Raw genomic sequence first — 23,788 nt, 5'->3', positions numbered from 1 at the left:
AGCATATTATACTTCATAAGGAAAAATGCGTTTAGGAGGCACTAAAACGATTGTAAGTTGGAAACAAAAACTTGCATTAAGACTAATGGGCATAACCCATGACATAAACAAACTTTCTCAGGATTTTATCCGTGCAAAAAGCATAAACAACCCTTCTACTGATTTCCACGCTGTGCAAATCATGGAAAGTCGCTTTTTAAACAAGCGTTTTTGGGAAACTACTGGTAACATACCCCTCTTTCGTTTTGACCTACCCTCTCCTTTGCCACTGTGGTATTTGGTTCTCAGCCATCATACTAAGAACAATGATGAATTTCTAAGGACTTTTCAAAGAGCAGAGGTCTATACCACGGCCATGTCTTCCTATGCTGTCCCCTACGGCAGAAAGCAACTGGACAACATATTAGTCTTCAATAATGTCATCTGGACTGGACAAGGTTTGGAAAAGCTAAGGTGGGAAATCTTTCAAAGGCTGCCTATCATAAAAGAGACAAACATGCCTTCAGAAGAAGAAGCGAGGTACCTCTACTACAATCTTGAGGCAGTCATCTGCTTGCTTAAGCAAGTCCCCGCAGATACCAGAGAACTTAGCATCTCCTATGCCGAACATATTAGAAATATTGAGCAGTACTTTCAGGGCATTGTAAATCCAGTGAATGCTGTACAGCTACAAACTTACCGAACGCTCCTTACTGTAGGAAGTTCTTTCCAAAGCCTGCTAGCGGGTTTTACCGATTTCTTCTTCAGTCTGCAGTATCACTACCGAACATTTTTAGAAGAGCACATTAGGAAAATTGAAAAACACTGCCAGAATGTGAAAGACGAGCAATGTTTCCAAAGGTTGCGGCTGCTCAACACAGAAAAAACCTTCTTGGATGACTTACAGACAAAAGGAAGGTACTATTCCACAGATGAACTGTTCTGCTTCTTCAAAGATTTTTACCAGCAAGAAAAACCTAAATCGCTATACACCATTGCAGCAGATCTGCTAGCCACTTACAAACTCTGCAATGGTAACCTTAGCGATATATTGGTACACAGTGGTTTTCTTGTAAAAACAAAAGTCTGCACATTTAACGGTGTTTACAATGGTTGTGAGGTAAAAGACGCATTACTGCTGGAACTTTCCAGCCACAGCTTAAAACTACCAAAAAGACTGTTACTTCTCATGTCAGCGGTCAGCAACACGCAGCATTCAGAACTAGATATACCGTACAAGGATCAATTTCTCACGCCCATCCCTTTTCTTAAGAAGGGTGAAACAATAGCGCTGCATGTTCCAGAAAGGTGGCTACTGGGATTTCAGAACTGCGAAGGAAAAGAACCTAAAGCAGAATAGGGCCCCGCAACTATTTTCACTGTTTTACCACTCAAGGTATCTAAAACGGCTATAACCAAGTTGTAATCCTCAGTGCTCATGTCAGCATCAATCTTTACCAGTACAGAACTTCCTTTGTCCGTTATGGATACACCTCTTAGAAAACTTTCCAGCTCATCCACACTGAGTGCCTCTCCCGTAACAAGAAAACCTTCATTGGACTTCGCTAATTTCAAAGCATAAGGCACTTGGTGACGATAAACTTCTAAGCCGTTTATGGTCAACACCACACTCTTGACCTTCATAAAGTGTTCCACATTCAATGCAATAGCATAAGCCAAATGGTCATCATAACTGGGCAAACTTAAAGTTACATAAGCCGTAGTGCCTTCCACCCTTACTTCTGGCTGCTGCTCCACTGCGAGCTCCTTCCAGAATTGATCCAAAGAGACACCATCGCGGTGCACCAGCTGTACACCTTCTTCCGTATCTATGAAGTAATAAGCGGTTAATGGTATGACCCTACTAAGCGGATTGGCTTCCAAAGGGCGAGAACCAATCATCACGTTACCTTCGCCAAAGTAACGGCTTAATGCCTCAAACACGTCTCCGTGTACTTCAGCATTTTCAGCATCCACGTAACAATTGGGATCCAAATACAGTTTATTGCCATCGAAACCTTTTGCCAAACAAGCCAAAGGTGCACTGCATGTTTTTACTTGCTGCAAAGCCAAGTATTTCATCAAAGTATCAGGGTTAGCGCTGTAGAGTAAAACCTCTTCAGTGGTCAGCAAGCCATCAGATAGACATGGTACTGAAATCTTCTGCCCTTCCGCCACAAACTTAAACCCTTCCGATGGCACACTCAAAGCACCATGTAGCTGAGTCCAGCTCCACCATACTACCAAACCCAACACCAGCACTGCAACCACTATGATGACTATGGTTATGGCTTTTTGATGGTCTTTCTTCTGGTCTTTTTGCTTGCTTTTTTGCATGCTATGATTATATTACAACAAGCTAAAAAACTCAGATGATTGGAGGCTTCTGCGATTATGATTGAACAGCAACCCATAAAAGATTTTCTGGATTCATTGGCTTCAGACTCGCCCACTCCTGGTGGAGGTACCGCAGCTGCACTTTCTGCTGCCATGTCTTGTAGCTTGATGGCCATGGCTCTTCGCGTTAGCCAGAAGAAAGTGCAAGATCCTACTATGCAGGAAGCAGCTGCAAAACTTGACCAAATTCGTAGTGAACTACTCAATTTAGCAGACAAGGATGCTGAAGCCTTCGAGGCTTATATGAGTGCTCGGCGGCTCCCAAAAGACACAGAAAGCCAAAAGCAGGAAAGAAAACAGGCCATGACAAAAGCTCTCATTCAAGCGACGCAAGTTCCTCTAAACACTATGAAAGCTATCGAGCAAGCTGTCAAAACAGTAGCTGGTAAAACTGCAGAAAACGTACTACCATCAGTCGCTTCAGACCTTTATAGCGGTATAAAGTTAGCTCAAGCAGCCATGCAATGTGCTTTTGCCAATGTGAAGATAAATAGCACGAAAGAGGAAACTCAACCTCTGTATGAGGAAGCAGTGGACTTGCTTAACAACTTTGAAGAAATAGTTACTGAGCTAGAACAAACCGCTAAATCACTTTTGGGTATGTAATCACATTCTGAATAGTTCACACATACATGCCCTCAGAGTATTAAAAACGATCTCATAGACGAACTTCACGTTACCGCGCCAAATAGCGTAGCAAGGTATCACAAGGGTCTACTATATCCGCGCAACTGGAAGTTCTATGGCAGTACCTTGTAAGGATCTATGAGCGTGCCGTTCAACTTAACTTCAAAGTGCAGATGACAACCGGTAGCAAAACCTGTCTGGCCTATGGCACCAACATAATCACCTTTGAGGACCGTTTGCCCCACCTTCACAGCAATACTGCTCAGATGTGCATACCGCGTGGTGTAACCATTACCATGGCTTATAATCACTGACAGCCCATATGAACCGTCTCTACCGGCTTGGATAACTACACCCTTGCCAGCTGCGTAAACCGGTGTACCACAGGAGTTAGCAATATCAAGCCCTGTATGAAAGTCAACCCAACCTGAACTCCAACGACGCCAGCCAAAAGTACTGGTAATGTTACCCCAAGTGGGCCACTTATCGGGGAAAGCATTCAACGCATCAGCATATTTCTCAAGCGTTTTCTCAACTTCGTCCATCTTCGCCTGCAAACTTTGTATTTCTTTATCAATATCATCAGTTCCGCGGTAAGCAGTTGGCCCAGCAGCGCTAGCAACTAAATTCTTTAAACTGGGTTTCTTGAGTGTGTCAGCAGCCGTGTTTACCACGTCCTGGAGCTTCTTCTCCAGCTGCTGCATCTGTTCTTCCTTGAACTTCATAAGTAGCTCATTTTGCTGCTGCAACAGAGCCATTTCAGCTTGGTACTGCTCCACCAATTCTTTGGTCTGCTGCACGTCCTGTTTTTGCAAGGTCAAAGCAGCCAAACCTTTACTTTGTTGAACATGGAAAAACGTAACCCCCAGAAGCAAAAACATTACCAATAACGTCCTGCATAACCACCTGTAACCGCGGCGAGTAAAATGTAGCTCAATCTTTCTTTGATTAAAAACCAAATTTATCGTTACAGCCTTACAGTTTTCCCCACTAAGCTTTTCTGGCTTCATTCAATAGCACCTGCTCTTCTGGTGATAAAGCTTGAATCGGTTTAAACTCTACCACTTCCTTTAAGAAAGTGGCTGATCTATCACGGCTATTTATAATAGTAATTATAAACCCTGTACCTTTCCTGTTCAAAACCAAGATGGAACCACTCTGACGTCCTTTTGCATCTTGAAAGGCATCGTACCGCACCACTTTGCTGTAGTAAAAATCATTCTGTTCTTCACCCTCTAAGGATTCCAAACGCCACTTTACATCTTCCATGTCACGCAGTACGTCATCAACTTGATGACTAAGCTTCTCAAAACCCTTTATCTTTGACAATCTGATCACAAGCCAAACATTAACAACAATTAAAACAATGGCGATACCCCACAAACCATAAAAGATGTAGATATTATCAATCGGCATCGAGCAAGACCTCCTCGGGTAAAAGTGCAGCCTTCCTTCTTACATAGTTTACCACATCGCCATAGTCGCCTGTGGCATGGAGAATTAGCTGCTGAGTATTTGCTCCAACCCCCTCATCATTATCAAGCTTAAGGTTCCCCAGTATTTGCGCAAGGGGGTCGTACACTGGCAAGCCTTCTTCCTCAAATAACGCTGCCACTTCACTCAGGTGAGTGCATCCTAAAACCACATGAGAGAAGCGTTCTTTCCTAGCAAAGGTGGCTGTTTGTTTGACCAACCCCTTAGCTCGCTGTGTATCATCCTGCTGCAAAGCTTCAATAAGGTCTGTAGCAGGCATTTCAACACCTCTGCCCGCCGTGAAGTAAGTGTAAATGCGTGCCCGTACCGTAGCCTCAGTTGCCAGTATGAGTGGTTTAGGTAAACCAATTAGGCCATTATGATATGCGTATGTGTGAACAATGGGAAAAGGAACCTTCTTCTTGAAAACTGGCCAATATCGTAAATACACACTGCTTATGGTGTTACAAGCTAAGAATATCCCATCAAACACCTCAGCAGGTTTAGTAGCTGCGACACTGGCGTAACCAAAGAATTGGTCAAGAATGTTATAGAGCTCTGTTTCCGATTTTAGCCCAAGGGGAAAATTCAAAGTATCAGCGTAAAAAACAACGCGATGCGCCTTTTTACGTCTCAGTAACTCCAGAGAAAACCAAGCGCCGCCAATTCCAGAATCATATACAAGATAGGATTTCACTCTTACGATTATAGCAGCAGCTGTTTTTAGAAAACCGCTCAATGGGTGAATTGCTTAGATAAGGCTTTTTAAGGCCAAAGCGTTCTTCACAGCATGGCCTTCCGCATCGTTGTTAAAGTACACGTACACCATCTTGTCCTGCTCAAGCCACGTTCGAATAAGGTTTGCCCAAGTTTGGAGCTCATCCACAGAATAGCTCGACCGGTAAAGTTCAGGATATCCGTGCAACCTCACGTACATGAAATCTGCCGTAGGAGTAGTTACAAGAGGATAATTATCCCCGTGGCTAACGACAAAAGCCACATTATGTTGCTTGAGAAGTTCAAACACATCATCACCAACCCAGCTGACATGGCGCAGTTCCACTGCTTTCTTCCCAGGTTTTCTATCAAGTAGCTTTAGAAAGCCTTCAAGCAAAGTCAAATCCTTCTTTAAAGAAGGCGGAAGTTGATACAGAACAACACCCAACTTATGGGCTAGAACACTGGCAGCTTCATAAAACCTGTTTACCACTTCCTCCACATCGGACAATCTCTTTATGTGGGTGATAGTCTTAGGAGCCTTTAGGGAGAAAACAAAGTCGTCCGGTGAGCAATCAAGCCATTTTTCCACGGTGGCAGAGCGCGGCATATGGTAAAAAGTGCTGTTTATCTCCACACTGTTGAACTTTGAAGCATAAAAGGGGAGCATCTGCTCCCCTTTCATATTGTCTGGGTAAAACGTTCCTTTCCAGTGGCCATAGCTGTAACCACTGGTTCCAATGAAAACCTGTTGTTTTCCCTTACACACTGAACTCTGCGAATTTCTCCTTTGGTGCGCCACAAATCGGGCATCTGTCTGGAGCTTCACCTTCAACGGTATAGCCACAAATGGGGCAAATGAGGATCTTGTCGGCATCATAATCCTTACCTTGTTTAGCCAAATCCAATGCCTTTGTGTACATGCCTGCATGGATCTTCTCAGCTTCTAGTGCGTAGTGCGTAGTCCGCACAGCCTCTTTTTCACCCTGAAACTCCGCTGCGTTGTTGTACACAGGATACATCTCGTTCACTTCAAAGGTTTCTCCATCAATGGACGACTGCAAGTTGGCAGGCACCTCACCAAACTTACCTAATGCCTTAAAATGATTCTTCGCATGCACAAACTCTGCATAAGCGATAGCTTTCCACAGATTCGCCAGCTTTGTCAGCCCCTTTTGCTCTGCATCTTCGGCAAAAATCATGTACTTCATGTGAGCCATGGACTCACCCGCAAATGCATCTTCCAAGAACTTCTTTGTCATTTCGTGCATTTAACATCCCCTCCTTTTTTGCTCATATTATAATACATCAAAATAATGTTACCCTTGGTCAGCTTCCTTTATTATAGTGTTTATCTGCTCTTCAGAAAGGTCTTCTTCTTTCCCCACACGCTTAAGTTCTTCTTTCTTTGCTTTAATTTCCATGTCAAGTTTTTCCACTTCTTTAGAAAGCTTTAGGAGTTCCTCCGTAAGCACTAAGCTACCTGTTTCGCTGAGCCTCTTATGGACCATTTCGCCAATCTGAGTTACAAGTTCTCGGCGTTTGGAATTCAACCTGCTTAAGTCTGTTCGCAAAGCAATAACTCGCGAAAGTTCAGAAGCGCTCTTTCCAACCTTCTTGCCAAGAGTGCCCAGCAAATCACCCACACTCTTTGCCACGTCCCCTACTCTTTTCATAACATCTGATTTTCTCAGCTCATCTATGAGCTCTTCCATCTGGTCAGCTATGGATGCAACAACTTCTTTTGCCTCATCGCTGCCTAAACTCGTCTTCAACTGGAGTTCCTCAATCTTCTCTTCTGAAAAGTCAATTACCTGCTGAATTTTCTCCTTCACTTCACCGGTGGATTCTTCCAGTTTTCGCTGAGCGAACTTAATAACATCTTGCAGAACCTTTATTTCATCTTCCACTGTTTCCGATGCAGTCATCTTAAGCTCAGATGATTTTAAGTGGAAATATTCGAGAACTTCGTCCAACTTGTCTTTTTCTGCCAAAGTCATCACCCCTTGTTTCAGTTATATAACTTATACCCAACGCCATTAGATTCAAAACGAAGGGTCATCATACTTGAATCGCCCCACGAGAATGTTAACTTTCATTATAAGTCATCTTTGCATGAAACCACCGTCACAGCTATAATAATGTTGCTTATGAATAGAAAAGGGTTTAAAGAAGGCCATATTCCATGAATGCGAAAGAAAAAAGAGCATCTTTGTTAGCAGTTCTGGCTGCTGCACTTTACAGCTTAACGTCCCCTTTTTCTAAAATTCTTCTCAGTGACATACCCCCAACTTTGATGGCAGCTCTGCTATACCTTGGCGCAGGTGTGGGCGTGCTCATTCTTATGATAATTCGAGGCGCTGTAGGTGGAGGAAAAACTGAAACCCACATAGCAAAAAGCGATTTCCCATACGTAATGGGAATGGTCGCTTTAGATATAGCTGCCCCAATACTGTTCATGTATGGCCTTGAAAATTCCAATCCAGCCACAGTTTCGCTTTTGGGCAACTTCGAAATCGTTGCCACAGCTTTCATCGCATTTATATTATTCAGCGAACATATTAGTAGAAGACTTTGGGCCGCAATATTTTTCATTACCATTTCATGCATCCTTTTGTCTGTGGAGTTAGGCGCTAACTACACATTATCCCTTGGTTCGCTTCTTGCACTAGGCGCCACTATGTGCTGGGGTTTAGAGAACAACTGCACCAGGATGCTCTCTATGAGAGATCCAATGGAAGTGGTCGTCATAAAAGGATTTTGCTCGGGCATAGGTTCTCTGTGCATTGCCGCATTGTTCGGGCAAATGAGCTCAAGCCTTTCACATATTACTGTTGCTTTGCTTCTCGGTTTCGTTGCCTATGGGCTTAGCATCTTTTTTTACGTTTCTGCACAGCGTTATTTAGGCGCTGCACGTACCAGCGCTTTCTATGCCGTAGGGCCGTTCATAGGTGTTGCGCTTTCTTTCTTTTTATTTGGAACACCACCTAACGTACTGTTCCCCATAGCATTGCCACTAATGATCGTAGGAACCTACCTATCATCCACAAAACCGCACGAGCATGCCCACACACATGAACCTGTAACACACAATCACTGGCACCGGCACAACGATGGACACCACAACCACATTCATAATGGAACAGTACTCGGTTGGCATAAGCACATGCACGCTCATGAACCCCTTGGGCATTCACACGAACATTGCAGCTTTGAGCACCACCATGAATTGAATTAACACAAAGCAGAATTATTCTCTCGGTTCCACGCTTACTAAGACGATTTCAGGTGGATTAAATATTCTTGGAATGAAGCTTTTTGCGAGCCCACGGCTAACGATCATCGTGGAGCTTCCAAGGTCGTAAACTCCTCCAGCATATTTGGGCAAAAAGCCTTGGTTAGGCGCGTAAAGTCCGTTCAAGAGCCAAGGTACTCTTATCTGCCCGCCATGAGCATGCCCCGACACCACAAGGTCGAAACCGCTGCCGTCATAATATGAGACCCGCTCAGGGCGATGTGACAGTAGTATAGAAAACGTGTCAGTATTTAGCTGCTTCTTGCATCTCTCAAACTGTTCATCCCATTCAGGGGAAATCTCTTGCCCAAAGAAGTTTTCCTGCTCAAAACCGTCTGGGTCATCTACACCACACACTTGGATTCTTTGCCCCCCAACTGTAACAGTTTCACAGTTACCCTCCAAAACCTCAATGCCGTAACTGCGAATTGTGTTTTTTATATTATCTGCACGTCCTGACCAAAATTCATGGTTCCCCGTTACATAAAAGCACGGATATTCAGGAGCTATTGCTTCTAAAAGCTGCAGCGCACCTTCCTGTGGCCTTTTATCGTCCACAACGTCGCCTACTAGGAAAACCAAATCTGGTTTCAGCTCTCTTATCTTTGCAAGTAGCAATGATTGATTCTTACCATTCATGCTGCTGTGAAGGTCACTGAGAATTAATAATCTCACCGGATCTGTTAGCTTCTTTGAACTTAGCACATAGCTTTTTACTACTAACCCGTTCCACAAAGCGACTGTTAAGAGTGCTACTATTGCAACGATTAACACCACGTATGATATGAATTTCTTTTTCTGTGGCTCCATATTCCAAGCATACCCCACAAAAGGAACTTACTGTTCTAGGCAAGGAAATGATCTTTACCTGGCAGTAATAGAGCTTAGAAGAGCTCCATGACAATGGCTTCTCTCGTTCCCTGTCCCGATAAGTCATCTCAAGCTTTTCACAAACCACGGTTAAATACCATTGCCGTATGCACTTAAGCCTAAACTGGCAGCAGACATCGGTATATCTTCTCAATACATCTCCGTGCCAACCAAATACTGCCTACCCCAAACCACTGTCAGCTCATCTTGATCACAAGAAATAGCTAACATTAACAGCCCTCTTTAAAAAAGTGGTTTGACTCATGACACACTCTGCGAGTTAGAGTTTTAGCCTATAAACATCCAAATTGTCAAGCCTTCCGCTGTAACTAAAGCCGCTTTTAAGTGCTATTTTCTTGCTTGCTTCTTGGTTTTGATCGCATTCGATTACGAGGCACTTTAATCCGTCCCGCATGGCTTTATGAATGAGTGCCCGTGTAATCTCTTCTGCAAAGCCTTTACCCCACCATTCTTTTGCTATGACCCAACCTATTTCGTAGCAATCTTCACCGCTAAATGGATGGTAAATAACATGTCCAATCAGCTCTCCCGTGTCTTCAATCTGTAAAGCATATATAACTGGCTGCGGAGATAACCGTGCTTCCTTCACAACTTCTTCTGCCTGCTCATACGTGTACGGCCGTTCAATGTGTTTCATCACCTCTGAGTCAGAGAGAATACTAGACAGTGAAGCAGTGTCACCCAAACTAATATTCCTAACTACGAGCCGTTCGGTCTCAATTATCATTTATCATGATTACCCACTACAGCGCCTTAGACTACGCATGTTCTTTACAAGAGAGCTCAACGACTTCCAGTCTTATGACTGCAACGCCTTCCACTGCCTCATCAGGCAACGACCAATTGCCTTTACCTGAGTAGTGTTCCATGATAAGCTGCAAGGCAGCTCTCTTTTCCTCAATGTCTTCCACCACTGCTCCAACACCTTTACCGATCACACTGCTGTAAAGGAATGAGTAATCACAAGCCTTTTCACCAGCAGTTACGGCGTGATTCGTATCAAGTTCAAAGCCCACAAAAGGATGTGCCTTTATCACTTCTATTTTCTTTCCTTCCTTTGCTCCGTGGAAATAGAGAGTCCTTCTTCCGTTTTCGCTTTTGAAACCAAAGTTTAGAGGAACAATGTAAACTCCATCCCCATCTACTAACCCCAGCCTGCAGCAATCACACATTCTGATTATTTCATCAATTCTTGCCGAATCTTTAACTTCTCTGTCACTACGTCTCATATGAGCACCCCACAAAAGAACATCAATTTTCGGATCTATGAACAAAGAGTACTAAATTTATGCACAGCTCTTCTTTTAGCAAGTTTATAACAAACTAAGCTTGTCTATAGCTTCTTGCTGTGTGGGTAGAAAGAATACGTTACTGCCTTTATTGCTTTCATAGATAAAGTCCCTTAGACTCTTACTTTCATAAACAGAAAAATCTCCTACAAAGGCAATTTTCACTCGGTAGTTTACGAATTTTTGCAAAATACTACCCGCCAGCCCGCTGCTTAGATCATAGAATTCTTCAGGAGCAATGCATTTATCAACAATTACACGGTCACATCCTGTCTTCTCCAAAACTTCAGACATGAAATCTAATGCTGATTGCTCATCGGTTATCAACGTTGTCTTGTCCTTCACCACAGCAATCTTCACACCACTTTTCTCTACTATGTCAAATTGCGCCATGACATCCCTCCACAATTAATCTCTTCTCAGTACCTGCTTCCTACAGCACAAAACACTCCTACCTAACGACCAAACGCAATGCATAAGCTTCCATTCTGTTGACAAAAGCTCGCCACATAATGCCGAATTGAACGCTTCTACAACCAAGCGGTCTTACTTCATTCTTGGATAATCTGACTAACTCCCTCGCATACTGCTTTGTCACCAAAAAAACAATGGGGTTTACAATCGCAGTTTACTTTGAAGGAGTATTTTGGTGGAGGCGGCGGGAATCGAACCCGCGTCCGACGAGCCGCCACCTTTCGCGTCTACAGGCTTAGCCCTCCTGTGAAGTCTCGACAGTGCAGCCCAGGAAGCCCAACCGCACTGCCCAGCACCACTCTTTTCACCCTTAAACAGCTGGTGCCACTGCTTAAGAGCCGCTGCATGGGTTGACGCTCTTCCAAACTTATGCAGCCTCAGTTTGGAGAGCGGCTGCTTACATTAAGCAGCTAGTGCAAATTCTGGTTCGGCATTTATTTTTGCCTTGCTACCCTTTTTAAGGTGTGGCAGCCAACCCTGCCTGCAGCTCAAGGCTCCGACTCGCCGTCGAGACCTTTTCGCCCCCATTTATATTTTACCCGAAAACCTTAGTACCTAATCTTGCCCTCGCGGCGAAGCTCGCGTTCAATATCGCGCTCTTTTATGGTTTGGCGCTTATCCACCATTTTTTTGCCTTTAGCTACACCAATGGACACCTTAATAAAACCCCGATCATTAACATACATGGAGAGAGGAATAGCTGTTAGACCTTTCTGAGTTAAGTAACCAAGTATTTTGTTTATTTCGCGTTTGTGAAGCAGCAACTTTCTTTTTCTCTTGGAGTCACCACGAAAAGGTTCTCCAGTTTTTTCATAGGGCGCTATGTGCATGTTGTAAAGCCAAGCTTCACCATTTTCTACACGCACAAAAGCGTCTCGAAGCTGTACATTGCCTTCCTTCGCCGATTTTACCTCATCTCCGCTGAGTACAATGCCAGCCTCGTAGGTTTCAAGTATTTGATAATCATGCCGTGCTCTTCTATTCTGTGCCAAAACCTTCATTAAAGCTTTCCACCCTCACATTCTTCGGAACCAACAGGAACACACTGCTGGATATGGCTTTTAGTTTCCCTTCCACCGAATAAAGAGCTCCGCTGACAAAATCGATGAGTCGCTGAGCAGATAGGTCGTCCAAATCCTGCAAATTAAGTATGATTATGTAACCATCCTTTATACGTGCCCCAATGAAGCTCGAATCCACATCAAAGGAGAAAGAACTTGGTTGATAAACCCATATGGTCGAGCCCACTGGCACGGCTCGGGTCTGCACAGGTACAAAGCCAGTACCCTCTTCTGCTTCGTATCCTTCATCCATGTAGTCCTCTTCTATTATGTCTTCATCTTCTTCTGATGCGGTGAAAAAATTCGTCAACTTCTTCCAGAAACCGCCCTCGGCCACTTCAGTTCACGCCCCTTCCCAGGCATCTTTTAGCCACAAGCCCTGAAATTATTATACAACTTTATAACATAAGCCTTGTTCTTCATCGGTCCTATGCGTTTCACAGGTAGTATATAATAATTAATGGTACTCAGTACCGGATTGCGGAAGTGGCGGAACTGGCAGACGCGCTGGACTCAGGATCCAGTGGGTTCATAGCCCTTGGGGGTTCAAATCCCCCCTTCCGCACCAAGACCTATTTCATTCTCCTTTTTGGGTCATGCCACAAGTAGTGTCAATTTCTTCAAAATCCACCCAAAACATGTTGCCTTCGTCGTCAGAAACATAGGCAGTGCGCAAAACAGCATTTCTTGTAACAATCCTTACTTCTTTGACCTGTCCATCCTTCTTCACTTTGACGCGGCTACCCTGTTCTGGCAAGTTGGCAAACGCCTCGCAGTACCAGTGGTGTTCATAGCGCAAACAACACAGTAGGCGACCGCAAGTGCCCGTAATCTTATCAGGATTAAGTAAAAGCCCTTGTTCCTTTGCCATGTTCACACTTATGGATTCGAAATCCTTTAGGAACGCATGGCAGCAGAGCAGCTGGCCACAAACACCAATGCCACCCACCATTTGCGATCGGTCTCTTACTCCCACTTGCCACAAACGTAGCCTTTTGTTAAATTGTTTTTGGAAGTTTCTTACCAGGTCTCTGAAGTCCACTCTACCTTCAGCCACAAAATATGCCTGCAATGTTTGGCGATCAACTGTTTCTTCTGCAGCGAAAATGGCAATGTTCAAACTGTTTTTCCCTTCATGCCTTAAGAATTCTAAACTCTCTCTAACGTCAGACTCCAGCGCGGCTAAGTCGACACCTTCCAAAGAACCACCATAACCCCACAACGTATCACACTCGTAGCGCCAGGCACCGACTACCACAGCTGGTACTTCTCCGTATTCCTTAACTACCTTTATGCGAAGCCCTTTCTCCAAGGGCACATCCGTTTCTATGAATCCTGGTTTTTGACTAAACATGGTTCTTACCAAATACTTCATTTCACCTTCACTCCAGTCATTAGCATCCTGTCAAAAATCATCTCCGTATTCACGTTGTAGTGCAGCGCAGCTTCCAGCTCCAACATGTCTTTCAGAAGCATCACGGAAGCTTTCTGCTCCATGAGAAGTAAGTAAAAAGCAGCCAATTTGTAGCTGTCAATATCTTTTGAAAAAAGCAATTCTTTATCTGCAACTTTTAATGCCCAGTCATAGTTGTTCCTGAGCTGCTCGAGCGCATTCTTACTTCCTGAGCTCATCAGGTATTCCCATGCGCTTTTTGTGCGCAACTCCGTTCTAGTTTTAGCTGGCAATGGAATATTCACCACACGTGATCTAACCGTGGGCAGAAGGTTACTCCATCTCTGGCAAAACAACAAAACCCGAGCGTAGCGAGGAGGTTCTTCTAAAGTCTTCAAGAAGGCATTTTGTGCCTCAGGTGTTAAGTTGTCACCACCTAGCACCAACACGTATTTGACGCCTGATCCTGGAACAAACGCCAAGAACTCCTCAATTGTTCTTACCGCATCAATGCCCAGCGTTTCGCCCTGTATTTCCAGCAAATCCTGCGGCGAAACACGCCCTATTTTCTCCCGAATGACCTCGTAGGCTTCCTGCCAATCAGGGCCTACTAAAGCCACTGGGGCAGACATTCTGGTGACCAGTGAATACACCAGAGCTGAAGGCAAATCACTCATACTTTAATTATTTGATCCAAAGGCAGAATCATGACCACGGCGCCGCCCGTGTGCACCTTCATTGGAATGGGTATGCTCATACCAATGAAACCTGAGGGCGCCTCTGCCAAAATGGTCTCTTCCCTCTCACTGCAGGATTCCTTTATTATGGCCAGCATCGTATTCACGGCATCGTCTTCTACGGCGCTCAGAAGTACAACTTTTCTTCCACCCAAGAACCCACCTTCACCAGCTATACGTGTATGGTATATGCCTTTCTCGGTTAATCTTTCAGCCAGCACACGGTAATCTTCTTCCTGCAATATGGTTATAAACAGTTTCACTGCAGCTTCACCTCCTCCAAAATGCGTTTCACAATAATCTCTGGGGGAAGGGTTGCATCCATATAAATGTATCCTCTTGTGCGTGCGATTTCTTCGTATCCCTCCCGCACCCTTTGTAAGAATTCTAACCCCTGACCTTCCAAAGCATCCTTTTCCTTGTTTTGCAGGCGAGCCAACGCTAAATGAGGTTCAATGTCCAAATAGAAGATTTTATCTGGCCACAGACCATCAATAGCTTCCTCATTCATCCGGTTGATGAGCTCCTTATCTAGTCCCATGCCGTAGCCTTGGTAAGCCAAAGTGGAATCAGCATAGCGCTCGCAAACCACCCACTCACCCTTAGCCAAAGCGGGTTTAATCATCTTTTTCACGTGCTCCGCCCTGTCAATGGTGAACAAGGCTGCCACCACAAAAGGATTGTCCACATTCTCCATGATAAGCTCACGGTATAAACCATCGCGGACGTGCCCCGGCTCAAATGTGTGAAATACGGGCCGTTTCTTCCCTATTTCGGCAGCAAGCAAGCTGGCTACTGTACTTTTCCCACATCCATCGATACCTTCTACAACGATGAACATGTTACTCCTCCGCCCCCGGGTAAATGACCACTACTCGGCGATAAGGTTCTTCACCCACGCTAAAACTGAGCAAACCGTATTTTGCTATGAGTTCGTGCTGCAAACGCCTAATACGATGAGGAGCAGGCCTGAGTTCTCGCCTTTTCTGATCTTCCACGGTGTGCATGGCAGCTTCCTCAGCTTCACGAAGCGCTTCTTCTACCTCAGCTTCCATCTGCTCAGGCGTTAGTGAAAACAGCGTAGTGAGAAAGTCCTCCATTTGGCTCATCGTGTTGCTCTTTATGGTTTTTATGGGAACGTTTTTCGCTTTCGCTTCCCTAAGACGTTGATAGCCCTTATTCATGTGAGATCTGAGCGTGAGCACCATGTCAGCGTCATCCACCTCTTCCACTATGACTGCTGGAACTCCTAAGTTCGCAATAGCTTTTTCCAACTTGCTCCGGGAAAGCCCCAGCGGCAGAATGCGAATCTCGCCTCCACGTCTCCCACGCTTCCTACCTGCGCCAATTTCCTCACTTGCCACTTCTACTGCAGGAGGCAATGTTTGTTCGTAACCGCTTTCCACGGTGCCATCATCTTTCACCCGCAGCACCAATGGGTTAGGTGGAATGCCTCTAAGCAAGCTGTCAACAGCTCTTTCAACATCTTCATGTATGGCGTACACACCGCGAGCTCGTATTTCAATAAGAATGTCAAAGGTGGGACTGGTTTTTCTCTCCAAAATGGTTTTTTGCGTTCCACGCCTATGAGCTTCTTCGTCAGACAGTGTTACCACCTGCACTCCACCAACTAAGTCGGACAGCGTGGGATTCACTAATATGTTTTCCAACGTGTTACCGTGAGCTGTGGCTATGAGCTGCACACCACGTTCAGCAATGGTACGTGCAGCGTCCACTTCTTCTTTGCGCCCTATTTCGTCAACGATGATCACTTCTGGCATGTGGTTTTCCACAGCTTCTATCATCACATCATGCTGCTGCTCAGGAACTGGTACCTGCATGCGCCTAGCCAACCCGATAGCCGGGTGTGGCACATCACCATCACCTGCTATTTCATTCGATGTGTCCACCACAATAACACGTTTTTGATAGTCCACAGAAAGAAGTCTGGCAACCTCTCTAAGCAGTGTTGTTTTACCTACTCCGGGTTTACCCATCAGAAGAACACTCTTCTCCTGGGTAAAGTAAGGCGTCAAGGGGTCTACCACACCATAAATGGCTCTGCCTATTCGTATGGACAAACCAATAATCCGCCCCTGCCTGTTTCTAATGCAAGAAATCCTATGTAATGTGCCCTCTAGACCAGCTCTGTTGTCCTTGCCAAAGGTACCAATATGCTGCACCACGTATTGGATGTCGTCCTCACTAACCAAATCCGATTCCCACACTTCTTGACTACTGCTAAACCTGATAACCACTGGTCGTTTAAGGTCTAGCACTATGTCCACCAGATCACTAAGCATGGGATTCATCCTAAGCTTTTCAGCTATCCACGGAGGAAGTATGCCCAGTACTTCATCCAAATTGTCCGTGATTACTCTTTTAGTCATTTTCCTCCCCCACTTTTTGTTTGGTTATAAACGCCGCCCTTAGGGTGGCTTTGTCTGCGTAGTTCAGTTCGCCACCCACGGGTAAACCCGTTCCTAACCTGTAAATGGGTATGTTTGGCTGCAAAGTTTTTAGCTGTTTTGCAAGATAATCAGCAGTAATGTCACCCTCCATGGTAAAAGAAGTGGCAATGATTACCTGAGTTATGCCTTCATCCACTATGCGATCAAACAGATCCGATATAAACAATTGCTCGGGTGTGACGCCCTTCCGTGGCGAGATTAGCCCATGGAGTACATGGTAGTACCCATGATAAATGCCCGCTTGCTCAATGTTTTCCACATCCTGAGGTGTCTCCACCACTACAATGGCTTTGTCCCTTCTGTTATCCTGACAGATGTTGCAAAGATCGCTTCCCACAGCCAAGTTATGACACCTCTTGCACAACGTTATCTGGCGCCTGAAATTTTCCAATGTACGAAGAAAACGCTCTGCCTCGTCATCTTCCAGCGTCAGCCAGTAGTAAGCCATCTTTTCAGCCGTCCTAGGCCCGACCCCAGGAAGGCGCCTAAACTGCTTACTCAATTCCTCTAAGTTCAATTATTCTTGACCTCCTCAATTTGTGCCTCAGGAAATACCTGCTTAAAAATCTCTAAAACACTTTCATCTTTCTCTTCCGCTTCGGTCTGAAGCTCTACTTTGAAATGCCCGTAATTGTGCAGCACCTTTTGAACCTGAGGCAATTCCATGAACCTTCCGTACATGTGCAGGAGTCCTGGAAACGAAAGTATTAGCCTGTCACCCTCGATCCGGGCTTTCCCCTCCCTTAGCACCACATACAAAGGGAAGTATTCACTGCGCACATTCTCAATCCAGCTTTGCAAATCGGTTGCATCCTGTGAGGATTCCTTTTCTTCCACCGCAGTTACAGTGGTAGCTGCGGCATCGCTAACCTCTCTTTTAGATTCGCTTTCAGTTGCCTCTTTCACGGCTTCTGCTTCCACATCATTAGCTAATTCTTCCCGCTTCTCACTGTGTTTGTTTTCCTTCTGCGTTTCAGCCGCTGGTTCTTGAGGCTTTTCAGCTACCCTAGTTTTCTCCTTGTCTGCATTCTTTTCAGACAAAGGAGCGCTCTCGCCACCCTTAGGTGTACCCAAATTGGCCTTGCTCCTTAGCTCATTAAGCAAAGCTACCAAGGCCACAGCAGGAAACTCTGTTCGTTCCATGATGAAGTTATAGGATTCCAGCACTCTAAACATTTCAAGTGCCACATCACGTGGCCAAGGTTTATTCCTAAACACACTTCGGCGTACTAAAGATTTCATTGTGCGGAAAAGTTCCATCGGTTCAACGCCAGATTCCATTAGCTCTGCCAAACGCTCTACAGCCTCATCCATGTCTGCAAAAGCTGTTTTTAGCAGATCCAAAATGACCTCATCTTCAACCACGTTTAGTAGAAAGCGTGCCGTCTTTATCGACACCTTTCCCTCATCTACTACCGAGATCTGCTCGAGCAAGTTTAGAGCATCGCGTACTGCACCGTCAGATACTTCTGCGATGAGCTCCAGTGCTTCTCGCTGGTAAGAAAAACCTTCACTCTTACAAACATTTTCCAGTATTTGAAAAACCTCATCACTTGTAAGCTTCTTAAATCTGAAGCGCTGGCAACGGCTCAGCACTGTGGGTGGTATTTTTTGTGGATCAGTAGTTGCCAGTATGAACACCACGTATTCAGGGGGCTCTTCCAATGTCTTCAGCAGCGCATTGAAAGCTTCTCTGGTGAGCATGTGTGCTTCGTCAATGATATAAACTTTATACCTGCTTTGCGCAGGCCTGTATTTCACGCGTTCTCTGAGTTCCCTTATTTCGTCCACACCCCGGTTTGAAGCTGCGTCAATCTCAATAACATCCAGGCTGTGACCTTCGTTAATGAGCTTGCAGGATTCACATTCATTACAGGGCTTGGATGTTATACCCGTTTCGCAGTTCAATCCCTTGGCAAAAATCCGTGCACAAGACGTTTTGCCAGAGCCCTTGGGGCCCGCAAACAAGTAAGCATGCGAGATTTTTTGGTTATCAAGGGCTTTGGTCAAAATCTCTGTTACGTGGGATTGCCCCACAACCTCTTCAAATGTTTGTGGTCTGTATTTTCTATAAAGCGCCATATCTTTATTGTAGATCTTTCCATCATTTTTCTGCCAAGCAAGTACAAGCAGCCTCGTTCTGTGTGTACATACTGCTCTACCCCCTGCGCAGATGCATAAAAGCCCGGTGTGGAGCACAGGCACTAAACTGCTTACCGTTGCTCCCTCTCGGGCCTGGCGGGGTTCACAGCCGTACCTCACTCCACGTACCGGGTTGGCGGAGAGGGAGGGATTTGAACCCTCGAGGCGGGGTTTAGCCGCCTACCCGATTTCCAGTCGGGTTCCTTCGGCCGCTCGGACACCTCTCCGACTATTTTTCATTATACAGTATTTGACAACCTGCCTTCTTCACGCCAGAACCCTTCTACTTGACCCTTTCTAACCCTGACGCAGCTTCCTAAAAAAGGAGCTAAGCAGTTTTGAACAGCTTTTTTCCAAAACCCCACCGCGGACTTCAAAGCGGTGGTTTAAGAAAGGCAGAGAAAGGAAATCCATGTGAGTAACTAGTGCTCCGGCTTTCTGATCTGTGGCGCCGAACACTACTCGATCGACTCTTGCAAGAACCAAGGCATAGCAGCACATCAAACAGGGCTCCAACGTCACGTACACCGTAGCGCCGCTAAGGTTCCACCGTCCCATGTGTGCAGCAGCATCACGCAAAGCCACCACTTCTGCGTGAGCAGTGGGGTCATGGCTCTGTTCCCTAAGATTATACCCTCTGCCTACCACCACACCATTAAACACAACCACGACCCCCACGGGAACTTCCCCCTCGTTGTATGCCTTTACAGCTTCCTTTAAGGCTTCTACCATGTACTTTTCGTCATCGCCAAGTATTGTCATATTCGTGTGTGCAGGCCCTTCCCGGCGCTAACCCTTTAACACTTTCTCAGACTAACCCGTCAGCCACTGCCTGCAAATATCTACCGTAGGCGGTGTTCTTGTACCTCATGCCCAGCGCTCTTAATTGGTCTCTATCAATGAATCCCTGCCTGTAAGCGACTTCCTCCAGACATCCTACGTAATGGCCAGTCTCTTTTTGATATCGCGCCACCTCATTGCTGGCATGCAAAAGACTATCATGCGTTCCCGTATCAAACCACTGTAGATCGTCAGACAACACTTTTACCCTGAGTTTTCCTTGCTCCAGGTAAGCTTTGTTCAGATCGGTTATCTCCAGCTCCCCTCGAGCCGAAGGTTTAAGTGCTTTTGCCATTTCTACCACGTGGTTGTCATAGAAATAAAGTCCAGGCACTGCGTATTTGGATTTTGGCTGCTGTGGTTTCTCCTCCAGTGAAATTACATTACCCTGCTCATCGAATTCCACCACACCGAAAGATCGCGGATCATCCACCGGATAGCCAAAGACCACAGCACCTTCCTTGAGCTGCGATGCTTCAGCCACTGACTTCTCGAGTGAAGGGCCAAAAAACACGTTGTCGCCTAAAACCAATGCACACTTACTACCATTTACAAACCACTCACCCACAATAAAAGCGTCAGCTATGCCTCTGGGTATCCACTGCACAGCATAACTGAACTTCACCCCTAAATGCTCGCCACTGCCAAGTAGACGCTGGAAAGCACTCACATTGTAAGGATCTGCAATGACCAAAATATCCTTTATGCCGGCCATGAGGAGCATGGACAAGGGGTAGTAAATCATGGGTTTATCGTAAACAGGCAAAAGCTGCTTATTGACAGCCACTGTAACTGGATAAAGACGCGTATTTAAGCCAGCAGCCAAAACAATACCTTTCATAACCGCACCTCCAATACCATAAAAAGAGCAATACTGTTAACTCATTATTAAGAATGATAACAGACCCTAACCTAATCGTTTGCCCGCAGACCGACGTAAGAAGCTTCAGCTTGTTTATTTTTCTGCCTTACTTATGACGTCCCAAGAAAGGTAAAACGATCCTCCTGCTGCTTTTCCTGTTACCAAAAAGGTGTACCAACCGCTTTCCTCTAACACAAGCTCGGTCATGCCCTGTTCGTTTTGCTGTATGTCCTTCTTCCACACCAGCTCTTTTGTCGGGCTAATGAGCTGAATAGTAATTTTGCCCTTTGTCAATGTGACGTCATATGTTGGCTTGATGAGGTCACCTTTCTGCGCTTTGAATTTGTTACTTTCAGTGCCCGTAAATGTTGAAAACTCATAGTCCATGTGGTTGCTGTAGTTTGATCCGACAAATCCTATCCGCACCGAAGAGCTATCGCTTCCCTTGCAGCCAAAAACAAAAAGGAGAATCATCCCCAGCAATAGAAGCGGAAAAACGCCTCTTTTGAACTTTTGTTTTCTTACTTCTGCCACCTCCTTACTAACTAACACTACCAAGTTTTATCCATGGTTTGAAAAGTGGATGGTCAGTCTTTATGCCATAGGCGGGCAGCAAAACCTGAGCCACAAGCTCACGGTTTATGAGAAAAATAGCAAAAGATAGAATTTGAACAAGGTACTGATTTACTCCAAAGCCAGCTACAATACCGCCTATGTCTCCACCGTACAGGAAAGGACCTACAGACAGATTAAGAGGGTCGAGCAGTAGAAACATCACAATAAGCCAATAACCAACAGCACTCACGAAGGAGTTTTTCATATTCGCTATGGGTTTAACAAAAAAGAGCAGTAAATAACCCAAAAGCACAGTTATTACATTGCTTACTCCAGAAATAAGACCCCACTCAATGCCCTGCCTTTGAGCTACTGGTGTTTTGAAGATAACCTCAAAACCATATGGATGCACCTGGAAGGCAGCGAGTTCTCCGTAAGCAGCAGCAACCAAAGCATGTGCACCCTCATGAACCAAAACAACAATCAAAAATGCTACTAAAAACGTTAATAGTTTTTTCACAACTCTCCTCCCTCAGCCCGCAGAATAGCCAACAGTTACACACCGTCTCTATTCTGCTCACGCGCCCTAAAACAACTTCTATTACCCCATTCTCAGTTGACATCCTACCTTTAACTACTCAGCAGTCGATTCAGCTTTTTCTTAGCTTCGTTGCTTACGTCCGCACCCACAAGCTCAACAAATTCTGCTGTAGAGCTTACCTTTTGCTGGAAGGTTTTTCTAAGCACTTCAATGAACTTTTTTCGCCCAGCCATTTGCTCAAGCTCGTAAAGCACTAAGCATCCCTTGTCATATAAAACGGTGAAAGCTCTCTCTTCATTCCTTTTAATGCCCTTAATAGGAGGCATGCCTTCTGAGCGCTTGAGTTTCTTAGCGAGGATGCTTTCAAAATGAACCGTTCCAAACAGCTCCCTTACTGCCATTAAAGCAGAGTACTCGGCAAAGGATTCATTTAGCCAATCTTCCCACGAGTTAACTGGAGCATTTGCCCACCAAAGGTGCGCACACTCATGAGCTAAGTTACTAAAGTAGCTTACTTCCTGCTCTTTGTAGCTTTCTGTACCAATGCGGGGTAGTACAATAAAACCCGTTCTAGCATAACCTCCACCTTCGGTGCGCGGCGTAATGACAATTCTCATATCAACGCTTGAAGTGACACCAAACCATTCACTGTACCACTTCAAGGCCTGCAGCCCTTTCTTAAAAACATCTTCAATCACCCACTTTGCCACGTCCACGTAATCTAGTTCCATTTCCAAGCCACTTTCCGCATCTCTCAACCTGCAAAACCTATTTGATGCCATCACAACCATGTCTGCAGAAGGCTGCTTCTGGCTAATATACCATAAACCTTCACCAAGTTGCTTCACCTCACCTAAACCGATCACCTCATAGCCGGGGTCAATCTGCACTTGCACATCGTAACAAAACTGCTTTAACTCAGGATTATACGGGAACCAAGTAGCATAGAAACCGAGTTCCACCCAACCTGGGGTTATCCGATTTACTTCCCATGGGGGTACCCCTATGTTTCCTTCATACTCAAACCAAATTCGAAGCAATTTATCATCTTCCATTGGCTGAGTAAGCTTTATTTTTAAAGTACCTGCATCTGGCGTAAATGGAAAGGAGCACGGCTGCTCCACATCAAACTGGTAAGTAATCGGAACACTGCCGGTGATGCTCTTTACCTCCATGCTCTTGTGAAGATAGAACTCAAGATTACTGCATTGTTGTTCAATGGATGAACACAGTAGTTCCACATTTGCGTGCAATAACCCTTGGTCAGGATCCAGAGTAAGCTCAACGTTGTAATGAGTTTCGCGATGATCATCTTTCATTGTCATGTGCTTGAGTTTGCTTTCTTTTCTTCTCTTCCCATTCACTGCGTAGAATGGACATTACAAGCTCGTCTTGATACTTTCCGTCTTTGAAAACATTGTCACGCAACGTAGCGTCTACTTTGAAGCCAATTTTCTCATAAGTGTGGATTGCTCGCTCGTTGAACTTGAACACGTAAATGTAAGTCCTATGCAGGTTCATTTCACTAAAGCAAAAATCGAGCAAAGTTGACAAAGCGTCACTGCCATAGCCTTTGTTCCAGTACTTTTTACCTAAAAATATGCCCAGTGATGCGTGGGAATTTTTCCAGTCCACGGCCTCGATGCCACATGAACCGATGAATTCTCCATCAGCAATTGTTTCAATAGCAAAAGTATAAGCACCATTCCCAAAGGGGTTCAAACCCTCGTACCATTTGACCTCGTCTTCAACCTTCAGCGGATAAGGTACGTCAAGTCTAAGGAACTTATTAACATCAGGATCGTTGTATATCATCCTTGCTTTTTCTAAATCGTCACGTTCGTATGCCCTCAACCTCACTAAGTTACCCTCTAACATAGATAAAGCCTCCCTCCGTCAGTGCACCCGACAGCTTTTTACTAATCTTCCGTGTAACATATACAACATTAAGCCTCCCTAACTGGAAATTTGGGGAAACAACACACTGCAAAATAAGTATAAACCCGCTTTCCTCAACCTGCACCACACAAAAAGTGCTGACAAA

29 protein-coding genes, 2 tRNA genes and 2 other RNA genes are annotated in these 23,788 nt (G+C 45.1%); 4 read left to right on the top strand and 29 right to left on the bottom strand.

What is annotated here, in order from left to right; genetic code table 11:
• Positions 1-25 precede the first annotated feature (25 nt).
• Positions 26-1,339 carry a hypothetical protein gene (locus COPRO5265_RS02225; RefSeq protein ID WP_012544170.1) on the top strand — a complete coding sequence of 438 codons (1,314 nt, stop codon included), beginning with the start codon at positions 26-28 and terminating at the stop codon, positions 1,337-1,339.
• On the opposite strand, the gene COPRO5265_RS02220 is transcribed toward COPRO5265_RS02225, so the two are convergent.
• Positions 1,303-2,316 carry an ExbD/TolR family protein gene (locus COPRO5265_RS02220; protein WP_012543630.1) on the bottom strand — a complete coding sequence of 338 codons (1,014 nt, stop codon included), beginning with the start codon at positions 2,314-2,316 and terminating at the stop codon, positions 1,303-1,305. The two genes, COPRO5265_RS02225 and COPRO5265_RS02220, sit on opposite strands and share 37 nt — an antisense overlap.
• A 57-nt stretch (positions 2,317-2,373) precedes the next feature.
• Here COPRO5265_RS02220 and COPRO5265_RS02215 point away from each other — a divergent pair, with 57 nt between their 5' ends.
• A complete protein-coding gene (locus COPRO5265_RS02215) occupies positions 2,374-2,982 on the top strand; it encodes a cyclodeaminase/cyclohydrolase family protein (protein ID WP_012543503.1) in 609 nt (202 codons plus the stop codon).
• A 134-nt stretch (positions 2,983-3,116) separates the two neighbouring features.
• On the opposite strand, the gene COPRO5265_RS02210 is transcribed toward COPRO5265_RS02215, so the two are convergent.
• Genes COPRO5265_RS02210 through COPRO5265_RS02185 form a run of 6 tightly spaced genes read right to left on the bottom strand, consistent with a single transcriptional unit; the run spans position 3,117 to position 7,193 of the window.
• The gene (locus COPRO5265_RS02210; RefSeq protein ID WP_012544428.1) at positions 3,117-4,013 is read right to left on the bottom strand and encodes a peptidoglycan DD-metalloendopeptidase family protein; all 897 of its coding nucleotides are present in this window, start codon (positions 4,011-4,013) and stop codon (positions 3,117-3,119) included.
• A complete protein-coding gene (locus COPRO5265_RS02205) occupies positions 3,994-4,419 on the bottom strand; it encodes a DUF4446 family protein (RefSeq protein WP_012544742.1) in 426 nt (141 codons plus the stop codon). Before COPRO5265_RS02205 ends, COPRO5265_RS02210 begins: the two co-directional genes overlap by 20 nt.
• Positions 4,409-5,173, bottom strand: coding sequence for a glutamate racemase (locus tag COPRO5265_RS02200; RefSeq protein WP_236608238.1), 765 nt, complete (start codon positions 5,171-5,173; stop codon positions 4,409-4,411). The genes COPRO5265_RS02205 and COPRO5265_RS02200 overlap by 11 nt, the downstream gene beginning before the upstream one ends.
• 54 nt (positions 5,174-5,227) lie before the next feature.
• Positions 5,228-5,962 carry a DUF72 domain-containing protein gene (locus tag COPRO5265_RS02195; protein ID WP_012544583.1) on the bottom strand — a complete coding sequence of 245 codons (735 nt, stop codon included), beginning with the start codon at positions 5,960-5,962 and terminating at the stop codon, positions 5,228-5,230.
• Entirely contained in the window at positions 5,955-6,464 is a 510-nt protein-coding gene (locus COPRO5265_RS02190) for a rubrerythrin family protein (RefSeq protein ID WP_012543506.1), read from the bottom strand. Before COPRO5265_RS02190 ends, COPRO5265_RS02195 begins: the two co-directional genes overlap by 8 nt.
• Positions 6,465-6,512: 48 nt before the next feature.
• Positions 6,513-7,193, bottom strand: a complete 681-nt coding sequence (locus COPRO5265_RS02185; protein WP_012544367.1) for a hypothetical protein — start codon at positions 7,191-7,193, stop codon at positions 6,513-6,515.
• A gap of 185 nt (positions 7,194-7,378) precedes the next feature.
• Between COPRO5265_RS02185 and COPRO5265_RS02180 the strand changes: the two genes are divergently transcribed.
• Positions 7,379-8,431 carry a DMT family transporter gene (locus COPRO5265_RS02180; protein WP_012544843.1) on the top strand — a complete coding sequence of 351 codons (1,053 nt, stop codon included), beginning with the start codon at positions 7,379-7,381 and terminating at the stop codon, positions 8,429-8,431.
• A gap of 12 nt (positions 8,432-8,443) precedes the next feature.
• On the opposite strand, the gene COPRO5265_RS02175 is transcribed toward COPRO5265_RS02180, so the two are convergent.
• The 7 genes from COPRO5265_RS02175 to COPRO5265_RS02150 all read right to left on the bottom strand — a co-directional run bounded on the left by COPRO5265_RS02175 (position 8,444) and on the right by COPRO5265_RS02150 (position 12,540).
• A complete protein-coding gene (locus COPRO5265_RS02175) occupies positions 8,444-9,298 on the bottom strand; it encodes a metallophosphoesterase (protein WP_012544324.1) in 855 nt (284 codons plus the stop codon).
• A 340-nt stretch (positions 9,299-9,638) separates the two neighbouring features.
• Positions 9,639-10,106 (bottom strand): GNAT family N-acetyltransferase, encoded by a 468-nt coding sequence (locus COPRO5265_RS02170; RefSeq protein ID WP_012543877.1) that lies wholly within the window; start codon positions 10,104-10,106, stop codon positions 9,639-9,641.
• Between the two features lie 31 nt (positions 10,107-10,137).
• Positions 10,138-10,608 (bottom strand): pyridoxamine 5'-phosphate oxidase family protein, encoded by a 471-nt coding sequence (locus COPRO5265_RS02165; protein WP_012544520.1) that lies wholly within the window; start codon positions 10,606-10,608, stop codon positions 10,138-10,140.
• 84 nt (positions 10,609-10,692) lie between these two features.
• Positions 10,693-11,061 (bottom strand): DUF4180 domain-containing protein, encoded by a 369-nt coding sequence (locus tag COPRO5265_RS02160; RefSeq protein ID WP_012544681.1) that lies wholly within the window; start codon positions 11,059-11,061, stop codon positions 10,693-10,695.
• A gap of 254 nt (positions 11,062-11,315) precedes the next feature.
• Positions 11,316-11,668, bottom strand: a transfer-messenger RNA (tmRNA) gene (gene ssrA / locus COPRO5265_RS07470).
• A 22-nt stretch (positions 11,669-11,690) separates the two neighbouring features.
• Complete coding sequence (gene smpB / locus COPRO5265_RS02155) at positions 11,691-12,143, bottom strand: SsrA-binding protein SmpB (protein WP_012543973.1); 453 nt, start codon at positions 12,141-12,143, stop codon at positions 11,691-11,693.
• Positions 12,121-12,540 carry a cell division protein SepF gene (locus tag COPRO5265_RS02150; RefSeq protein WP_012543436.1) on the bottom strand — a complete coding sequence of 140 codons (420 nt, stop codon included), beginning with the start codon at positions 12,538-12,540 and terminating at the stop codon, positions 12,121-12,123. Before COPRO5265_RS02150 ends, smpB begins: the two co-directional genes overlap by 23 nt.
• A gap of 143 nt (positions 12,541-12,683) precedes the next feature.
• On the opposite strand from COPRO5265_RS02150, the gene COPRO5265_RS02145 reads away from it, so the two are divergent.
• Positions 12,684-12,771, top strand: a tRNA-Leu gene (locus tag COPRO5265_RS02145).
• Between the two features lie 9 nt (positions 12,772-12,780).
• Here COPRO5265_RS02145 and ricT read toward each other — a convergent pair.
• From ricT to COPRO5265_RS02075, 15 genes are all read right to left on the bottom strand, one after another.
• Positions 12,781-13,578 carry a regulatory iron-sulfur-containing complex subunit RicT gene (gene ricT / locus COPRO5265_RS02140; protein ID WP_012544081.1) on the bottom strand — a complete coding sequence of 266 codons (798 nt, stop codon included), beginning with the start codon at positions 13,576-13,578 and terminating at the stop codon, positions 12,781-12,783.
• On the bottom strand, positions 13,575-14,273 hold the full coding sequence (locus COPRO5265_RS02135) for a hypothetical protein (RefSeq protein ID WP_012544325.1): 699 nt from the start codon (positions 14,271-14,273) through the stop codon (positions 13,575-13,577). The genes ricT and COPRO5265_RS02135 overlap by 4 nt, the downstream gene beginning before the upstream one ends.
• A complete protein-coding gene (locus COPRO5265_RS02130; RefSeq protein WP_012543559.1) occupies positions 14,270-14,596 on the bottom strand; it encodes a cyclic-di-AMP receptor in 327 nt (108 codons plus the stop codon). Before COPRO5265_RS02130 ends, COPRO5265_RS02135 begins: the two co-directional genes overlap by 4 nt.
• A complete protein-coding gene (gene tmk / locus COPRO5265_RS02125; RefSeq protein ID WP_012544551.1) occupies positions 14,593-15,174 on the bottom strand; it encodes a dTMP kinase in 582 nt (193 codons plus the stop codon). Before tmk ends, COPRO5265_RS02130 begins: the two co-directional genes overlap by 4 nt.
• Position 15,175: 1 nt before the next feature.
• Positions 15,176-16,723 carry a R3H domain-containing nucleic acid-binding protein gene (locus COPRO5265_RS02120; RefSeq protein ID WP_012544570.1) on the bottom strand — a complete coding sequence of 516 codons (1,548 nt, stop codon included), beginning with the start codon at positions 16,721-16,723 and terminating at the stop codon, positions 15,176-15,178.
• A complete protein-coding gene (recR, locus tag COPRO5265_RS02115) occupies positions 16,716-17,321 on the bottom strand; it encodes a recombination mediator RecR (protein WP_012544450.1) in 606 nt (201 codons plus the stop codon). The genes COPRO5265_RS02120 and recR overlap by 8 nt, the downstream gene beginning before the upstream one ends.
• Entirely contained in the window at positions 17,318-18,886 is a 1,569-nt protein-coding gene (gene dnaX / locus COPRO5265_RS02110) for a DNA polymerase III subunit gamma/tau (protein WP_012543649.1), read from the bottom strand. The genes recR and dnaX overlap by 4 nt, the downstream gene beginning before the upstream one ends.
• Positions 18,887-18,984: 98 nt before the next feature.
• Positions 18,985-19,080: signal recognition particle sRNA small type (gene ffs / locus COPRO5265_RS07430), an RNA gene on the bottom strand.
• Positions 19,081-19,173 (bottom strand) — tRNA-Ser (locus tag COPRO5265_RS02105).
• 70 nt (positions 19,174-19,243) lie between these two features.
• Positions 19,244-19,708 carry a tRNA adenosine(34) deaminase TadA gene (gene tadA, locus COPRO5265_RS02100; RefSeq protein WP_012544279.1) on the bottom strand — a complete coding sequence of 155 codons (465 nt, stop codon included), beginning with the start codon at positions 19,706-19,708 and terminating at the stop codon, positions 19,244-19,246.
• Positions 19,709-19,754: 46 nt separating this feature from the next.
• Positions 19,755-20,627 carry a glucose-1-phosphate thymidylyltransferase RfbA gene (gene rfbA, locus COPRO5265_RS02095; RefSeq protein ID WP_012543443.1) on the bottom strand — a complete coding sequence of 291 codons (873 nt, stop codon included), beginning with the start codon at positions 20,625-20,627 and terminating at the stop codon, positions 19,755-19,757.
• Between the two features lie 114 nt (positions 20,628-20,741).
• Positions 20,742-21,200 (bottom strand): hypothetical protein, encoded by a 459-nt coding sequence (locus tag COPRO5265_RS02090; protein WP_143708086.1) that lies wholly within the window; start codon positions 21,198-21,200, stop codon positions 20,742-20,744.
• The gene (locus COPRO5265_RS02085; RefSeq protein WP_012543988.1) at positions 21,190-21,723 is read right to left on the bottom strand and encodes a hypothetical protein; all 534 of its coding nucleotides are present in this window, start codon (positions 21,721-21,723) and stop codon (positions 21,190-21,192) included. Before COPRO5265_RS02085 ends, COPRO5265_RS02090 begins: the two co-directional genes overlap by 11 nt.
• Before the next feature lie 110 nt (positions 21,724-21,833).
• Positions 21,834-23,069 (bottom strand): M1 family aminopeptidase, encoded by a 1,236-nt coding sequence (locus COPRO5265_RS02080; protein WP_143708085.1) that lies wholly within the window; start codon positions 23,067-23,069, stop codon positions 21,834-21,836.
• A complete protein-coding gene (locus COPRO5265_RS02075; RefSeq protein WP_012543915.1) occupies positions 23,053-23,622 on the bottom strand; it encodes a GNAT family N-acetyltransferase in 570 nt (189 codons plus the stop codon). The genes COPRO5265_RS02080 and COPRO5265_RS02075 overlap by 17 nt, the downstream gene beginning before the upstream one ends.
• Between the last annotated feature and the right edge of the window lie 166 nt (positions 23,623-23,788).

This window comes from Coprothermobacter proteolyticus DSM 5265 (assembly GCF_000020945.1).
Taxonomy (GTDB): domain Bacteria; phylum Coprothermobacterota; class Coprothermobacteria; order Coprothermobacterales; family Coprothermobacteraceae; genus Coprothermobacter; species Coprothermobacter proteolyticus.
This window is presented reverse-complemented; position numbering and strand designations above follow the sequence as displayed.

Bases quoted from the DNA above. Each gene is read 5' to 3' on its own strand.
- COPRO5265_RS02190 (WP_012543506.1), bottom strand. From the start codon at position 6,464: ATGCACGAAATGACAAAGAAGTTCTTGGAAGATGCATTTGCGGGTGAG.
- COPRO5265_RS02135 (WP_012544325.1), bottom strand. From the start codon at position 14,273: ATGAGTGATTTGCCTTCAGCTCTGGTGTATTCACTGGTCACCAGAATG.
- smpB (WP_012543973.1), bottom strand. From the start codon at position 12,143: ATGAAGGTTTTGGCACAGAATAGAAGAGCACGGCATGATTATCAAATA.
- tmk (WP_012544551.1), bottom strand. From the start codon at position 15,174: ATGTTCATCGTTGTAGAAGGTATCGATGGATGTGGGAAAAGTACAGTA.
- COPRO5265_RS02205 (WP_012544742.1), bottom strand. From the start codon at position 4,419: ATGCCGATTGATAATATCTACATCTTTTATGGTTTGTGGGGTATCGCC.
- COPRO5265_RS02075 (WP_012543915.1), bottom strand. From the start codon at position 23,622: ATGTTAGAGGGTAACTTAGTGAGGTTGAGGGCATACGAACGTGACGAT.
- COPRO5265_RS02080 (WP_143708085.1), bottom strand. From the start codon at position 23,069: ATGACAATGAAAGATGATCATCGCGAAACTCATTACAACGTTGAGCTT.
- COPRO5265_RS02210 (WP_012544428.1), bottom strand. From the start codon at position 4,013: ATGAAGCCAGAAAAGCTTAGTGGGGAAAACTGTAAGGCTGTAACGATA.
- COPRO5265_RS02160 (WP_012544681.1), bottom strand. From the start codon at position 11,061: ATGGCGCAATTTGACATAGTAGAGAAAAGTGGTGTGAAGATTGCTGTG.
- COPRO5265_RS02120 (WP_012544570.1), bottom strand. From the start codon at position 16,723: ATGACTAAAAGAGTAATCACGGACAATTTGGATGAAGTACTGGGCATA.
- COPRO5265_RS02180 (WP_012544843.1), top strand. From the start codon at position 7,379: ATGAATGCGAAAGAAAAAAGAGCATCTTTGTTAGCAGTTCTGGCTGCT.
- COPRO5265_RS02185 (WP_012544367.1), bottom strand. From the start codon at position 7,193: ATGACTTTGGCAGAAAAAGACAAGTTGGACGAAGTTCTCGAATATTTC.
- rfbA (WP_012543443.1), bottom strand. From the start codon at position 20,627: ATGAAAGGTATTGTTTTGGCTGCTGGCTTAAATACGCGTCTTTATCCA.
- COPRO5265_RS02220 (WP_012543630.1), bottom strand. From the start codon at position 2,316: ATGCAAAAAAGCAAGCAAAAAGACCAGAAGAAAGACCATCAAAAAGCC.
- COPRO5265_RS02165 (WP_012544520.1), bottom strand. From the start codon at position 10,608: ATGAGACGTAGTGACAGAGAAGTTAAAGATTCGGCAAGAATTGATGAA.
- COPRO5265_RS02170 (WP_012543877.1), bottom strand. From the start codon at position 10,106: ATGATAATTGAGACCGAACGGCTCGTAGTTAGGAATATTAGTTTGGGT.
- ricT (WP_012544081.1), bottom strand. From the start codon at position 13,578: ATGAAGTATTTGGTAAGAACCATGTTTAGTCAAAAACCAGGATTCATA.
- tadA (WP_012544279.1), bottom strand. From the start codon at position 19,708: ATGACAATACTTGGCGATGACGAAAAGTACATGGTAGAAGCCTTAAAG.
- COPRO5265_RS02225 (WP_012544170.1), top strand. From the start codon at position 26: ATGCGTTTAGGAGGCACTAAAACGATTGTAAGTTGGAAACAAAAACTT.
- COPRO5265_RS02175 (WP_012544324.1), bottom strand. From the start codon at position 9,298: ATGGAGCCACAGAAAAAGAAATTCATATCATACGTGGTGTTAATCGTT.
- COPRO5265_RS02215 (WP_012543503.1), top strand. From the start codon at position 2,374: ATGATTGAACAGCAACCCATAAAAGATTTTCTGGATTCATTGGCTTCA.
- dnaX (WP_012543649.1), bottom strand. From the start codon at position 18,886: ATGGCGCTTTATAGAAAATACAGACCACAAACATTTGAAGAGGTTGTG.